This is a genomic window from Acidimicrobiia bacterium (assembly GCA_035651955.1).
Taxonomy (GTDB): domain Bacteria; phylum Actinomycetota; class Acidimicrobiia; order IMCC26256; family JAMXLJ01; genus JAMXLJ01.
Genome location: DASRES010000065.1, coordinates 31,154 through 44,925 on the forward strand (window position 1 = coordinate 31,154; position 13,772 = coordinate 44,925).

The 13,772-nt window shown below is 71.8% G+C and carries 12 protein-coding genes; 6 read left to right on the top strand and 6 right to left on the bottom strand.

What is annotated here, in order from left to right; all coding sequences use genetic code 11:
• Window positions 1-77 precede the first annotated feature (77 nt).
• Genes VFC33_13950 through VFC33_13970 form a run of 5 tightly spaced genes read right to left on the bottom strand, consistent with a single transcriptional unit; the run spans window position 78 to window position 5,754 of the window.
• Entirely contained in the window at window positions 78-1,433 is a 1,356-nt protein-coding gene (locus VFC33_13950; GenBank protein ID HZR14340.1) for an ABC transporter substrate-binding protein, read from the bottom strand.
• A 28-nt stretch (window positions 1,434-1,461) separates the two neighbouring features.
• Window positions 1,462-2,277 carry an enoyl-CoA hydratase/isomerase family protein gene (locus tag VFC33_13955; protein HZR14341.1) on the bottom strand — a complete coding sequence of 272 codons (816 nt, stop codon included), beginning with the start codon at window positions 2,275-2,277 and terminating at the stop codon, window positions 1,462-1,464.
• Window positions 2,274-3,074: an enoyl-CoA hydratase/isomerase family protein gene (locus tag VFC33_13960; protein ID HZR14342.1), complete on the bottom strand. Its 801-nt coding sequence runs from the start codon at window positions 3,072-3,074 to the stop codon at window positions 2,274-2,276. Before VFC33_13960 ends, VFC33_13955 begins: the two co-directional genes overlap by 4 nt.
• Window positions 3,071-4,348: an acyl-CoA dehydrogenase family protein gene (locus VFC33_13965; GenBank protein HZR14343.1), complete on the bottom strand. Its 1,278-nt coding sequence runs from the start codon at window positions 4,346-4,348 to the stop codon at window positions 3,071-3,073. The genes VFC33_13960 and VFC33_13965 overlap by 4 nt, the downstream gene beginning before the upstream one ends.
• Window positions 4,345-5,754, bottom strand: a complete 1,410-nt coding sequence (locus VFC33_13970; protein ID HZR14344.1) for a class I adenylate-forming enzyme family protein — start codon at window positions 5,752-5,754, stop codon at window positions 4,345-4,347. The genes VFC33_13965 and VFC33_13970 overlap by 4 nt, the downstream gene beginning before the upstream one ends.
• A 94-nt stretch (window positions 5,755-5,848) precedes the next feature.
• Between VFC33_13970 and VFC33_13975 the strand changes: the two genes are divergently transcribed.
• From VFC33_13975 to VFC33_13995, 5 genes are all read left to right on the top strand, one after another.
• Window positions 5,849-7,117 carry a MaoC family dehydratase N-terminal domain-containing protein gene (locus tag VFC33_13975; GenBank protein HZR14345.1) on the top strand — a complete coding sequence of 423 codons (1,269 nt, stop codon included), beginning with the start codon at window positions 5,849-5,851 and terminating at the stop codon, window positions 7,115-7,117.
• Window positions 7,114-7,923, top strand: a complete 810-nt coding sequence (locus VFC33_13980; protein ID HZR14346.1) for an enoyl-CoA hydratase-related protein — start codon at window positions 7,114-7,116, stop codon at window positions 7,921-7,923. The genes VFC33_13975 and VFC33_13980 overlap by 4 nt, the downstream gene beginning before the upstream one ends.
• Window position 7,924: 1 nt before the next feature.
• On the top strand, window positions 7,925-9,541 hold the full coding sequence (locus tag VFC33_13985; protein HZR14347.1) for a FadD3 family acyl-CoA ligase: 1,617 nt from the start codon (window positions 7,925-7,927) through the stop codon (window positions 9,539-9,541).
• A gap of 77 nt (window positions 9,542-9,618) precedes the next feature.
• On the top strand, window positions 9,619-10,302 hold the full coding sequence (locus tag VFC33_13990; GenBank protein HZR14348.1) for a GntR family transcriptional regulator: 684 nt from the start codon (window positions 9,619-9,621) through the stop codon (window positions 10,300-10,302).
• Between the two features lie 62 nt (window positions 10,303-10,364).
• A complete protein-coding gene (locus VFC33_13995; GenBank protein ID HZR14349.1) occupies window positions 10,365-11,591 on the top strand; it encodes an amidohydrolase family protein in 1,227 nt (408 codons plus the stop codon).
• 8 nt (window positions 11,592-11,599) lie between these two features.
• Here the strand turns inward: VFC33_13995 and VFC33_14000 are convergent, their stop codons facing one another.
• Window positions 11,600-12,484, bottom strand: coding sequence for an SDR family oxidoreductase (locus VFC33_14000; GenBank protein HZR14350.1), 885 nt, complete (start codon window positions 12,482-12,484; stop codon window positions 11,600-11,602).
• 256 nt (window positions 12,485-12,740) lie between these two features.
• On the opposite strand from VFC33_14000, the gene VFC33_14005 reads away from it, so the two are divergent.
• On the top strand, window positions 12,741-13,709 hold the full coding sequence (locus tag VFC33_14005; protein HZR14351.1) for a hypothetical protein: 969 nt from the start codon (window positions 12,741-12,743) through the stop codon (window positions 13,707-13,709).
• Window positions 13,710-13,772 lie beyond the last annotated feature (63 nt).

Consider the following 13,772-nt stretch of genomic DNA (forward strand, 5'->3'; position numbering starts at 1 on the left):
TCAGCGACGCGCCAGAACCAGGGCCTTTCGAACCATTTTCATGTTCCGTACGAAGCGGTCATATCGTCCAGCCGGGATCACGTCCTCGGGAAGCCCTGGAGCCGGACCTCGTTCGCGGGGTCGCAGTTGAAGATGCCGTTGTTCGGCTTGGTGATCTTCGTGTCGACCGCGAACCCCTTCGACGTCGCGTGCAGCAGCACGAAGCAGTCGCCGCCCGCGTTGGGCCCGTTGCCGGGGTTGAACGGCGCGTGCAGACCCCCGCCGTCCCAGTTCGTCACTCCGTTCGCGTGGTCGAGGACGCACTGGCGTGTCACGTGCGAGCCGCAGGCCTTCACGCTCTGTGCCCACAGCAACCACGACGAGGTCGCGTTGACGCCGAGCTCCTTCGGCTTCGCGCCGTTGACGTACTTGTTCAGGTTGTCGATGTACAGCTTCGTCGCCGGGTGCTGCGCCGCCGTCTCGAACGGGTTGATGTACGCGGTCACGTACACCTGGCCCTGGTCGAGTGCCGTCCCCGCGTCCGAGATCAACGACGGGTCGTACACGTTCGGCTGCAGGATCGAGTACTTCGGGACGTACCCGAGCTCCTGCATCGCCTTGTACGCAGGCGCCACCTGACCGGGCGCCGACTCCATCAGGAAGGCCTGGACGTTCTTCGTCTGCACGTTCTGCGCGTACGGCCGCCAGTTGTCGACCACCAGCGGGAGCTCGTCGTAGTAGACGACCTTCCAGCCCTCGAGCTCGGCTGCCGCACGGTCCTTCTTGCCCTGGTCGTTGATCGACTGGAACTGGCTGCTCAGCAGGCCGAAGTGCTCCGTCGCCGCCGGGTCGTACTTGTTGAGCATCCGGAACGCGCCCGTCGCGAGGCTCACGTCGCGCGGGTTCGGGATCGCCGGCACCGTCATCGGCGCGCTCACCGCGGCGGCCGACACGTCGTACGCCGGGAACTCGGGCAGCTTGCACTTCACGCGCTGGTCGACGCCCGTGCCGTCGAGACCCTCACCGTTGCCGATGAGCGCGAAGTCGACCGCGCACGCCTGGATCATGCGCGCCGCGACCTCCGTCAGCTTGGAGTCCCACTTGTCGAGCTGCAGCTTGCGACCGAGGATCCCGCCCGCCGCGTTGCACCAGCCGACGAACGCGTCGGCCGCGTCGAAGAGCTCCTGGTCCAGTCCCGGCTGCGCGGTCGCGCCCGGATCGGCCATCGTCCCGACCCGGATCGACGTGTCGGTGACCCCTTGGTCGGTGGCGCCCTTCGCGCTGCCGGGGCCGCACACGGCCTTCAACGTCCCGAAGTCACCCGAGGCGGCCGACGATCCCGACGACGTCGACGTCGAGCTGCTCTTGCTGCTCGAGCGACTGCAGCCGGCCGCGGCCATGGCGACCACGACCGGGACCACCCACCACCGCGCCCGGTGTGCGAGCTTCGTCATGTTCCCCTCTCCCCCCTCGCGATCCGTCTCACGTACCCGCTTGCAGCTCCCGCCAACGCGGTTCGCGCTTCTCGGCGACCGCGCGCGGCCCCTCCTCCTGGTCGGGGTGCCCCCACATGGAGACGAGCTCGCGCGCGCCCGCCCGGCACGCCTCGGTGAGCCCGGTCTCGAGCGCGCCCCACAGCGCACGCTTCGTCGCTGCCATCGCGGCCGGCGAGTTGCGCGCGATCTTCTCGGCGAGCGCCTGCGCCTCGTCACGCAGACGGTCGGGCGGGTCGACGATCTGGCTGATCATCCCGAGCTCGTACGCGCGCTGTGCGGAGATCCGCTCGTAGCGGCCGACGAACGCCATGCGCATGACCGCTTCCGCGGGAACCTTGCGCAACAGCCCGATCGCCTCGATGGCGACGACCTGTCCCACGGAGACGTGCGGGTCGAAGAACTGCGCGTCGGACGCCGCGATGACGATGTCCGCGTCCGCGATCCAATGGAACCCGCCGCCTGCGCAGATGCCGTTCACCGCGGTGATGACCGGCTTCCAGACGTGCTGGTGCCACGCGGTGAAGTGCAGGTCCCAGTCCTCGACGGACTGCCGGTACCGCTCCATCCCGACCCCGTCCGTCGCGATCTCGGTGACGTCGACGCCGGTCTGGAACGCGCGTCCCTCGCCCGTGTGCACGATGACGCGCACCTCGGGGTCGTGGTTCAGCGTGTCCCATGCGACCGCGAACTCGTCGCGCATCTTCGCCGACATCGCGTTCAGCTGCTCGGGCCGGTTGTTGAGCAGCCACCCAACCGGGCCGCGCCGCTCCAGGCGCAGGCACTCGAGCTCCGGATAGCTCACGCGTCCACCTGCCAGCGTGCGTCCCGCCGCTCCGCGAACGCGCGGGGACCTTCCTCCTGGTCGGGGTGACCCCACATGCCGACGAGCTCGCGCGACCCTGCGCGACAGGCGTCCGTCAGACCCGCCTCGAGCGCGCCCCACAGCGCGCGCTTCGTCGCCGCCATCGCGGCGGGCGAGTTGCGGGCGATCTTCTCCGCGAGCGCCTGCGCCTCGTCACGCAGGCGATCGGGCGGGTCGACGACCTGCGACAGGATCCCGAGCTCGTATGCACGCTGCGCCGTCATCCGCTCGTGCCGGCCGACGAGCGCCATGCGCGTGATCGCCTCCATCGGCGACTTCCGTGCGAGCCCGATGGTCTCGTACGCGCTGACCTGACCGATCGACACGTGGGGATCGAGGAACGTCGCGTCGGACGAGGCGATCACGATGTCGGCGTCGGCGACGAAGTGCAGCCCACCGCCCGCGCACACGCCGTTCACGGCCGCGATCACGGGCTTCCACACGCGGTTGTGCCACGCGGTGAGCCGGAGGTCGGCATCACGTGTGCGGCGCGACTGCTCCCGGAGCGCGTCCTTGTCGCGCGCGAGCTGCGCGACGTCGAGACCGGTCTGGAACGCGCGCCCGTTCCCGGTGTTGACGATCACCCGGACCGCGGGGTCGTCGTCGAGCTCGCGCCATGCGCGCTCGAGCTCGCGGAACATCGTGGCGTCCATCGCGTTGCCCGCGTCGGGCCGGTCGAACACCAGCCAGCCGACGGCGCCGCGCCGCTCGACGACGAGCGTCTCGTACGCGCTCACGAGCGGGGCACCTCGCGCCAGGCCGCGCCCTGCCACGGGTCGGGCTCGCGCGGGAGCCCGAGCACGCGCTCCCCTACGACGTTCTTGTTGATCTCGGTCGTGCCGCCCTCGATCGTGTTCGCACGGCTGCGGAGCATGCCGGCGACCTCGTACGGCAGCGTCGTTGCGTAGTCGGACGCGTCGACGCCGGTCGCGACCTCGAACGCGGTGGCCGCCATGCCCAGCGCGGCGACGGCCTGCTCCTGCATCCGCTGGTTGAGCGAGCCCTGGTGGACCTTTCCGATCGAGCTCTCGGGGCCCGGGGCGCGACCGGCCTTCACCTGCGCGCGCACACGCTGGTTCGTCCACGCGCGGATCCGCTCCTCGCTGAACAGGCGCATCAGGTGCTGGCGGGCGACCGGGTCGCTCGCGTGGCCGGTGCGCCGCGCGAGATCGAGCAGGCGGGTCACGCTCGAGCCGCCGATGCGGTCGACGCCCCCGGAGCCGGCGCCCGACACCATCTGGCGCTCGCCCGAGAGCGTCGCGTTGGCGACGCGCCACCCGTCGCCGACGTCACCGACGCGCTGGGAGTCCGGGACGCGCGCACCGTCGAGGAACACCTCGTTGAACTCGCGCTCGCCACCGATGTGGCGCAACGGCCGGACCTCGACGCCGGGCTGGTGCAGGTCGAGCAGGAAGTAGGTGATGCCCCTCCGCTTCGGGACGTCGGGATCGGTGCGCGCGAGCAGCACGCCGAAGTCGGCGAGGTGCGCCCACGTCGTCCACACCTTCTGCCCGTGGACGACCCACTCGTCGCCGTCACGCGTCGCGACGGTCGCGAGCGACGCGAGGTCGCTGCCCGCGCCCGGCTCGCTGAACAGCTGGCACCACACCTCGTCGTTGCGCACGATCGGAGGCAGGAACCGCAGGCGTTGCTCCTCGGTGCCGTGCGCGAACAGAGCGGGCGCGGCGAGGTTGAGCCCGAGCGGGTTGAGCCGGCCGAGGTTGTACGGCGCGAGCTCGGCCTCGATCGCACGCGCGACAGCCGGTGTCAGGTCGAGCCCGCCGTACGCGACGGGCCAGGTCGGCACGACGAGCCCCGAATCGGCGAACCGCGGGTACCAGGCCTCGTAGTCGGCGCGCGAGCGCACGTCCCGGATCGCGGCGGGCCCGCCGCGGCGGGCTGCTTCGCGCCACTCGACCGGCACGTGCTCCTCGACCCAGTCACGAGCGACGCGCGCGGCGTCGTCCGGCGGCGTCGTGCGGTCGATCGCGAGTCGCGTGCCGGCCGTCATGCGCGGCTTCCCGCGAGGCGCGCGGCCAGGTCACGGCGGAGCACCTTGCCGACGTCGCTGCGCGGGAGCGCGGCGACGTGGTGGTACGCGACCGGGACCTTGTACGCGACGAGATGCTCACGGCAGACGCGCTCGAGCGTCGCGTCGTCGGCGTCGCCGACGACGAACGCGACGGGCACCTCGCCGAGACGCGCATCGGGCGCGCCGACGACCGCGACGTCGTCGACCCCGGGCGCGAGGCGCAACACCTCCTCGACATGGTCGGGGAACACCTTGTTGCCGCCGCGGTTGATGACGTCGCCGACGCGTCCCTCGATCCACACGAACCCGTCGTCGTCGACGCGCGCGAGGTCGCCGGTGCGGAGGAACCCGTCGCCGTCCACGCGTTCCGACAGTGACGACCCGTCGGCGTACCCCGCGGCCATCCGGGGCGGGCGCACGAGGAGCTCGCCCACTTCGTCGGTGCCCAGCGCCGTGCCGGCGTCGTCGACGATGCGCACGTCGACACCCGGGTGGGCGCGCCCGACCGCCCCGAGCTTCTCGGGATGCTCCTTGGCGTCGGCCGCCGTCCAGCCGATGACCTCGCCGATCTCCGCCTGCCCGTACCCGTTCAGCACGGTGACGCCGAACTTGTCGACGAACCGGCGCGCCTGCAGCGGCGACAGCGGCGCGGTGATGCTGCGGACGTAGCGAAGGGGCGCGAGGTCGGTCACCGCGGCGTCGTCGCTCAGCATCGCCATCGCGGCGGGTGGCAGCACCGTGGAGCGGATCCCGAAGCGCCGCACGAGCTCCGCGAACGTGCGCGTGTCGAAGCGGCCCATGACCACGATCGCGGCGCCGGCGCGCAGACCGAACAGCACGTTGTAGATGCCGGCGTTGAGTGTCAGCGCGACCGGGATGAGGTTCGGCGTCGGCGGTGTGCCGGACCGTGAGGATCCACGCAGGTTGCCCAGCACGCGGTCGAGGAGCTCGAAGTACGCGGTGTGCGTGTGCAGGATCGCCTTCGGGCGCCCGGTGGTCCCCGACGTCCACAGAACGAACGCGGCGTCGGACTCGTGGGTCACCGCACCCTCGCGTCGCGCGATCGTGCCGGCGTCCGTCACGACCGCCGCCGGTCGCACCGCGCGCACGATCTCGTCCCGCTCGCGCTCCGGCACGCGCGGGTTCACCGGGACGAAGACTGCGCCCGCGAGCCAGACACCGAACATCGTGAGGACGGTCTCGATCCCGTCCTCGAGGCAGACCGCGACCGGCTTGTGCGGCGCGACGCCCGCGTCGCGCAGCGCCAGCGCGATCTGCTGCGCCCGGGCGCGCGCGTCACCCGCCGTGACGGACCGGTGCAGGTCGTGCAGCAGGTCGTCGCCGGCGGCGAAGGGGTGCTGCAGGAGCAGATCTGCCAGATTCATGACCGCGGCGACACCCGGTCGCTCGAACGCATAGCCGTATTTTGTATACAACATCGCCGGGCTCGACGCCTCGCGACCCGACCGGAGGACCCCCGTGACCGACGCTGCCTCGATCACCGACGCCGGCGTCGCCCGTCTCCGCGCACGCATCGGCGTCGGGCAACCGCACCCGCAGCCGCCGCACTACCGGCAGCCCAACGAGGACGCGTTCCGTCACGTCGCCGAGGCGTACGGGGACGACAACCCACTGTGGTGCGACCCCGAGTACGCGACGACCACCCGTTGGGGCGGGCCGCTCGCCCCGCCCCACCTCGTCGGCGGGGACACGCTGATCGGCGAGGACGAGGTCGGCCGGCTCGACGACGAGACGCGCGCGCTGCTGAAGGGCGATCCCATCCGCGGCGCGCACGCGTACTACGCGGGGAGCTTCCGCGAGTGGTGGGCACCGCTGCGACCGGGCATGCGCGTGACGCGGCGCAACGCGCTCGTCGGCGTGCACGACAAGCGCAGCGAGTTCGCGCAACGCGCCGTGCACGAGTGGACGGCGGAGGTGTTCGCGGCGGCCGGCGGGCCCGTCCTCGCCGCGCAGTACCGCTTGATGATCCGCACGGAACGCGACAAGGCCGAGGAGCGCGGGAAGTACGACGACGTCGAGATCCGGCCCTACACGGACGACGAGCTCGCCGCCATCGACGACGTCTACGCGACCGAGCGCGACCGCCGGCGCGGGCCGCTCCCCCGCTACTGGGAGGACGTGGGCGAGGGCGAGGAGGTCGGGCCGCTGGTGAAGGGACCGCTGCGCGTCACCGACATGGTGTGCTGGCACGTGGGCGTCGGCATGGGCCTCTACGGCGTGAAGGCGCTCCGGCTCGGCTACGAGCAGCGCCGGCGCGTCCCGCGCTTCTTCCAGCCCGACGACCTCAACGTCCCCGACGTGCAGCAGCGCGTCCACTGGGACGCGGAGTGGGCCCGGCGCGCGGGCAACCCCGCGATCTACGACTACGGCCGGATGCGCGAGACGTGGCTCATCCACCTGTGCACCGACTGGATGGGCGACGACGCGTGGCTCTGGAAGCTCGACTGCCAGTTCCGCCGGTTCAACTACGTCGGCGACACCCACTGGATGCGCGGGCGGGTCACCCGGCGCTACGAGAGCGAGGCCGGGCCGGCCGTGGACCTCGACGTGTGGGGCGAGAATCAGCGGGGCGAGACGACGACGCCCGGCCACGCGACGATCCTGCTGCCGAGCCGCGAGCACGGTGCGGTCCGGCTCCCCGACCCGCCGGGCGGCGCGACCACGTGCCAGGAGGCGCTCGACGCGCTCGTGCAACGCTTCGCCCTGATGGAGAGGCAAGGCGCGTGAAGGACTATCCCGCACCGGTCGACGGGCTGATCGTCGAGCACGACGGGCTCGTGCTGAGGTTGCGGCTCGACCGGCCCGCGCGCCGCAACGCGCTCACCGACGACATCGTGCTGGCACTGGTCGACACGATCGAGGCCGCCGGGAGTGACGAGTCGGTGCGCGTGATCTCGCTCGACGCCAACGGCGACCACTTCTGCTCGGGCTTCGACCTCTCGCTCCGCGGTGGCGGTGACGCGAAGCCGCGGACGGGCGCGACGCAGCGTCAGATGCGCTGGCACGTCAACCGCCTGATCCCGACGATGCTCGAGACGCAGACGCCCATCGTCTGCGCAGCACGCGGATGGGTCGTGGGGCTCGGCCTGCACATCGCGCTCGCGTCGGACTTCACGGTCGTCGCGGACGACGCGCGGCTGTGGGCGCCGTTCACGACGCTCGGCTTCACACCCGACTCGGGCGGCTCGTGGCTCGTCCCCCGGCTCGTCGGTGTCGCGCGCGCCAAGGAGCTGCTGATGCTCGGCCGCAGGATCGAGGGCACGCGCGCCGCCGAGTGGGGCATGGTGCACCGCGCGGTGCCGGCCGCCGAGGTCGACGGGGTCGCGAACGAGCTCGTCGCGGAGCTCGCGTCGGCGGCGACCGTCGCGGTCGGGCTCACCAAGCTGCTCGTGCAGCGGTCGCTCACGGTCGACCTCGAGCGGCACCTCGCCGACGAGGCGCTCGCGATGGAGCTGTCGAGCCGGTCCGAGGACTTCCACGAGAATGCACGCGCGAAGCGCGAGAAGCGCGCGCCCGAGTTCCGGGGACGGTGACGTGACCAACGAGCAATTCGTCGAGACGCCGCTGAGCGACACGCCGACGACGATCCCGGCCGCGCTGCAGCGCGCGGTCGAGCGGTTCGGCGCGCAGGAAGGCCTCGTCGACGGCGAGACGCGCCTGACGTTCGCGCAGCTCGCCGAGGACGTCGACCGCGCGGCCTGCGCGCTCGTCGCGTCGGGCGTGCAGCCGGGCGACCGCGTCGCGATCTGGGCCCCGAACATCGGCGAATGGCCCGTTGTCGCGCTCGCGATCCATCGCGTCGGCGGGGTCGTCGTCCCGATCAACACGCGCTTCAAGGGCTCCGAAGCCGCGTACATCCTGCGCACCGCGGGCGCGCGCAGGCTCTTCACGGTCACGGACTTCCTCGACACCGACTACGTCGCGTTGCTGCGCGCGGCGAGCGACGTCCCGGCGCTCGACGACGTCGTCGTCCTGCGCGGCACCGTTCCCGACGGCGCGGAGGGGTGGAAGGCGTTCCTCGACCGCGGCGCCGGCGTCGACGCGTCGGAGGTGCAGGCGCGCGCCGACGCGATCGGGCCCGACGACCTGTGCGACATCCTGTTCACGTCGGGGACGACGGGCGCGCCGAAGGGCGCGATGCTCGCCCACGGCGCGACCTGCCGGGCGTACACGGCGTGGAGCGACGTCGTCGGCCTGCGCGAGGGCGACCGCTACCTGATCATCAACCCGTTCTTCCACTCGTTCGGGCTGAAGGCCGGGATCCTCGCCTGCGTCCTGAAGGGCGCGACGATCATCCCGCACGCGGTGTTCGACGTGCCGTCGGTGATGAAGCGCGTCGCCGAGGAGCGCGTGTCGATGCTGCCCGGACCGCCCGCGATCTACCAGACGATGCTCGATCACCCCAACGTGCGTGACCACGACATGTCGTCGCTCCGTCTCTCGGTGACCGGCGCCGCGACGGTCCCCGTCGAGATGATCCGCCGCATGCGCAGCGAGCTCGCGTTCGAGACGATCGTGACGGGCTACGGGCTCACCGAGACGACGGGCATCGCCACGATGTGCCGCCACGACGACGACCCCGAGACGATCGCAACGACCGCCGGCCGTCCCATTCCGGGCATGGAGCTGCGCATCGTCGACGAGCAGCGCAACGACGTGCCGCAGGGCGAGCAGGGCGAGATCGTGCTGCGGGGCTACAACGTCATGAAGGGCTACTTCGGCGACCCGGCCGCGACCGCGGTCACGATCGACGACGACGGCTGGCTGCACACCGGCGATGTCGGGCTGCTGACGCCCGAGGGCAACGTTCGCATCACCGACCGCACGAAGGACATGTTCATCGTGGGCGGGTTCAACGCCTACCCGGCCGAGATCGAGAACATCATCCTGACCAACCCCGACGTCGGCCAGGTCGCGGTCGTCGGCGTACCCGACCACCGGCTGGGCGAGGTCGGCATGGCATTCGTCGTGCCGCGCGCGGGCGCGACCGTCGACCCGGACGCCCTGATCGCGTGGTGCCGCGAGAACATGGCGAATTACAAGGTCCCGCGGCACGTCGAGATCGTCGACGCGTTCCCGCTCAACGCGAGCGGCAAGGTCCTCAAGTACGAGCTGCGCGACCGCGGCCGCGAGATCGTCGGCGAGTCGTAGAGATGCGGCACTGACTCCCGGATTCCGGGAGTCAGTGCCGCATCTTCACGCTCGGCGGTTCGCATAACGTATGCAATGTGAGTACCGCGCGGCCTGAGCTCGTCCGGCGCAGCAGTGGCGAGCACGCGGCCGTCCACATCCGCCGGCTCATCTTCGACGGCGAGCTGCGCCCGGGAACGCGTGTCCCCCAGGAGCAGATCGCGCAGGCGCTCGGGATCAGCCGCATCCCGATCCGCGAGGCGCTCATCGCGCTGGAGCGTGAGGGGTGGGTGACGATCGAGCTGCACCGCGGCGCCTTCGTCAACGCGCTCGACGAGCGCGCGGTCCGCGACACCTACGACCTCTTCGGGCTCGTGTACGGCTTCGCGGTGCGCCGTGCGGTGGAACGCACGGACGGTGACCTCGCCGCGCGGCTGCGCGAGCTCGCCGACGCGGTCGCCGCGTCGGACGATCCCGACGAGGTCGGCAAGAACGTGCTCGCGTTCCACGCCGCGGTCGTGGACGCCGCCGCGTCGCCGCGCGTGCGGGTCGTGCTGCGGTCGATGTCCGGCCTGATCCCGGGCAGCTTCTTCGCGCTTGTGCCGGGCGCGATCGAGAGCGAGCGCAAGGGCCTGACGACGATCGCGCGCGCCGTCGCTCGTCACGACGCCGAGAAGGCCGCCGCCGGGTACGAGCGGATGATGCGCAAGCAGGGCGAGCTCGTCGTGAAGCTGTTCGAGCAGCGCGGCCTGTTCGACGAGCCGGGAGGTGCGGGAGCGTGACGGTCAGCGCCGACGACCTGATCCTGATCTCCGTCGACGACCACATCTGCGAGCCGGCCGACATGTTCGACGGCCACGTCCCCGCGCGATACCGCGACCGCGCGCCGCGCGTCGTCGACGAGCCGGACGGCTCGCAGCAGTGGTACTACGGCGACGTCCGCGGGCGGAACCTGGGACTGAACGCGGTCGCGGGCAAGCCACCCGAGATGTACAACGTGAACCCGTCGCGCTACGAGGACATGCGCCCGGGCTGCTACGACGTCGACGCGCGCGTGCGCGACATGTCGGCCGGCGGCCAGCTCGCGGGGCTGAACTTCCCGAACTGGACCGGGTTCGCGGGCCAGGTGCTGCAACTCGGCCCGGACCGCGATGTCAACCTCGTCATGATCAAGGCGTACAACGACTGGCACGTCGACGAGTGGTGCGGCGCGCACCCCGAGCGGTTCATCCCGTGCGGCATCCTGCCGCTCTTCGACGTCGAGGAGGCCGCGAAGGAGATCCACCGCCTCGCGGCGAAGGGCTGCCACGCGGTCACGTTCTCCGAGAACCCGGTCGGGCTCGGCATGCCGAGCATCCACACCGACGCGTGGGACCCGTTGTTCGCCGCGTGCTGCGACACCGGCACCGTGCTGTGCTGCCACGTCGGCTCGTCGTCGAAGTCCGCGTCGACGACGCCGGACGCGCCGCCCCCGGTGCCGATGAACCTGTCGTCGACCATGTCGATCTACACGCTCGGCGACCTCCTGTGGGCGGGGTTCTGGCACCGCTTCCCGGCGTTGCGCTTCGCGCTGAGCGAAGGCGACATCGGGTGGATCCCGTACTTCCTGCAGCGCGCCGAGCACACGCTCGCCCGTCACAACGGGTGGATGCGCCACGAGCAGCCGCAGGGCCTGAGCCCGACCGAGCTCTTCCACGAGCGGATCCTCGTGTGCTTCATCGAGGACCGCGTCGGGATGGAGCTGCTGGACCGGTTCAACGTCGACAACGTGTGCTGGGAGTCCGACTACCCGCACTCCGACAGCTCGTGGCCGAACGCACCCGAGCACCTCGCGTCGATGTTCGACGGCGTCGACGGCGCGCGCGTCGCGAAGATCACGCACGAGAACGCGATGCGCCACTTCCGGTTCGATCCGTTCGCGTCGCGTGCGCGCGAGCGCTGCACCGCGGCCGCGCTGCGCGCCGAGGCCGGCGACGTCGACACCGTCACCCACGTCGGTCGCCTCGCGGACGAGTCCGACCGTGACGCGTGGCGCAGGATGACGGGCGCGGCCGCGCGCACCGCCCGTTAGCCGGGTCGCTACGCGCCCGGGTCGAACTCGCCCCGGCCCATCTGCTCGCGCACGGTGACGACGGGCGGGTTCGTGAGGCTGCGCCGCTGCCAGTTCGCGCCGTCGACGACGAGCGTGTGCCCCGAGATGAAGCGCGCGTACGGCGACGCGAGGAACGTCGCCGCCCAGCCGAGCTCGCGCAGCCGCCCGACCCGCAGCGCGGGCTGGCACGCGTCCTTCTCGGACGTGCGGTCGAGGTTGCCGCGGATGTCGGCGGTCATGTCCTCGTGCGGGAACAGCCCGGGCACGAGCCCGTTCACCTGGATGCCGTACGGACCCCACTCGACGGCGAGCGTCTCCACCATGTTCTTGACCCCGGCCTTCGCGGCCGCGGAGTGGGCGAAGCCCGGGCCACCGGTCCACGCGTACGACGCGCCCACGTTCACGATCGAGCCGGGTGTGCCGGCCGCGAGGTGACGGCGCGCGAACTCGCGCGCGCAGAAGAACGTTCCGTTGAGCGTGATGTCGATCACGGTCCGCCACGCGTTGGGCGACATGTCCTCGGCCGGCACCGGGAAGTTCGCGGCCGCGTTGTTCACGAGCACCGCGGGGAGCCCGAACGCCTCCTCGGCGGCGTCGAACGCGCGCTCGATCTGCTCGGGATCGCGGATGTCGCACGGCGCGGTCATGACCGGCGCCGCGAGCTCGCGGATCGCGGCCGTGGCCGCCTCGAGGTGCTCGGGCCGCCGGCTGAACACGGCGAGCGACGCCCCGAGGCGGGCGAACTCCTGCGCGATCGCCCGTCCGAGCCCGGTCCCGCCGCCGGTCACGACGACGGCCACGCCGTCGAACGTGCCCGGTGGGAGCGCGCTGGTGCCGGCGGGCGGCGGTTCCGGCAGACCGGACACGGGCATCGGGCGCTCCTCGGGACGCGGGCGAGCCGGCGGCACACCGGGCGGCGGACCTTCCTAACCTCCATCCCGCCCGGCGTCCAGACGGCACCGGCAGCGCTCGCCGGGTCGAGTCCCCGGTCGAATGCCGCGTCGAGTGCCGGGTCGAGTGCCGGGGCGTGGGCAGTGTCACCCCTTCTCCGGCCCCGCGTTGCGGCGGGCCGCGGCGCGCCGCTAGCGTGGTTCGATTCATAGGTTAGGCGAACCTTAGGGGGCAAGGGTGACAAGGGGGCAGCGGCGGGTCCGATCCGTCCCACGCCGGCGCGCCGGCCGGCTCTCGGCGGCGGTGGTCGTCGGCGCCGCGCTCGCGCTCGTGGCGACGACGGTGCCGGCGGCGGCCGCGGGTGGCGGGGGGTCCGTCCACGCGACCGCGTCGACGTATCCCGACTCCGAGGGGATCGTCCTCGACGCGTGGGGCGGGCTGCACGTCTTCACGTACGGGAGCACGCCCGCGAAGATCACGAGCTTCGGCGGCGCGCCGTACTGGCCGGGTTGGGACATCGCCCGCGGCGTCGCGCTCCGCAACACGAACCTGACGACGTGCACCGCGTTCGGCGGCTACACGCTCGACGCGTGGGGCGGCCTGCACCCGTTCGGGATCGACGGCGCGGGCGCGCCCGCGAAGCCGACCGACGGACCCTACTGGAAGGGCTGGGACATCGCGCGTGACGTCGTGCTCGTCCCGCAGTTCCCGGCCCAGGCGGACAGCGCGCCCGCGGGTGGGCTGGTGCTGGACGGGTTCGGCGGGCTGCACTACTTCACGATCGTCCCGGGCGTGCCTGCTCCGGTGATCACGGGCGGGCCGTACTGGAACGGGTGGGACATCGCCCGCGGCGTGATGCTCGTGACCGACAGCACCGGCTGGCGCGGCGGCTACGTCGTGGACGCGTGGGGCGGCCTCCACCCGTTCGGCGTCAACGGGACCACGCCGCCGGCCGTGGACCCGAGCACGGTGTCGTACTGGCCCGGCTGGCAGATCGTCCGCAGCGGAACGGTGTTCCGCAACGCGGCCGGCGTCACGAACAACCTCCCGAACGGCGGCTTCACGCTCGACGCGTGGGGCGGGCTGCACGGCTTCGCGTTCACCGGCCAGACGCCGCCGGTGACGAGTGGGTTGCACAACGCGCCGTACTGGTCGGGTTGGAACATCGCCCGCGGCCTCGTGATGCGCAACATCCGCACCTGCTAGCCGGCGTCTCCGGCCGTACGGCGGAAGGGCGGCTCCTCGCGGAGGGGCCGCCCTTTCGCGGCG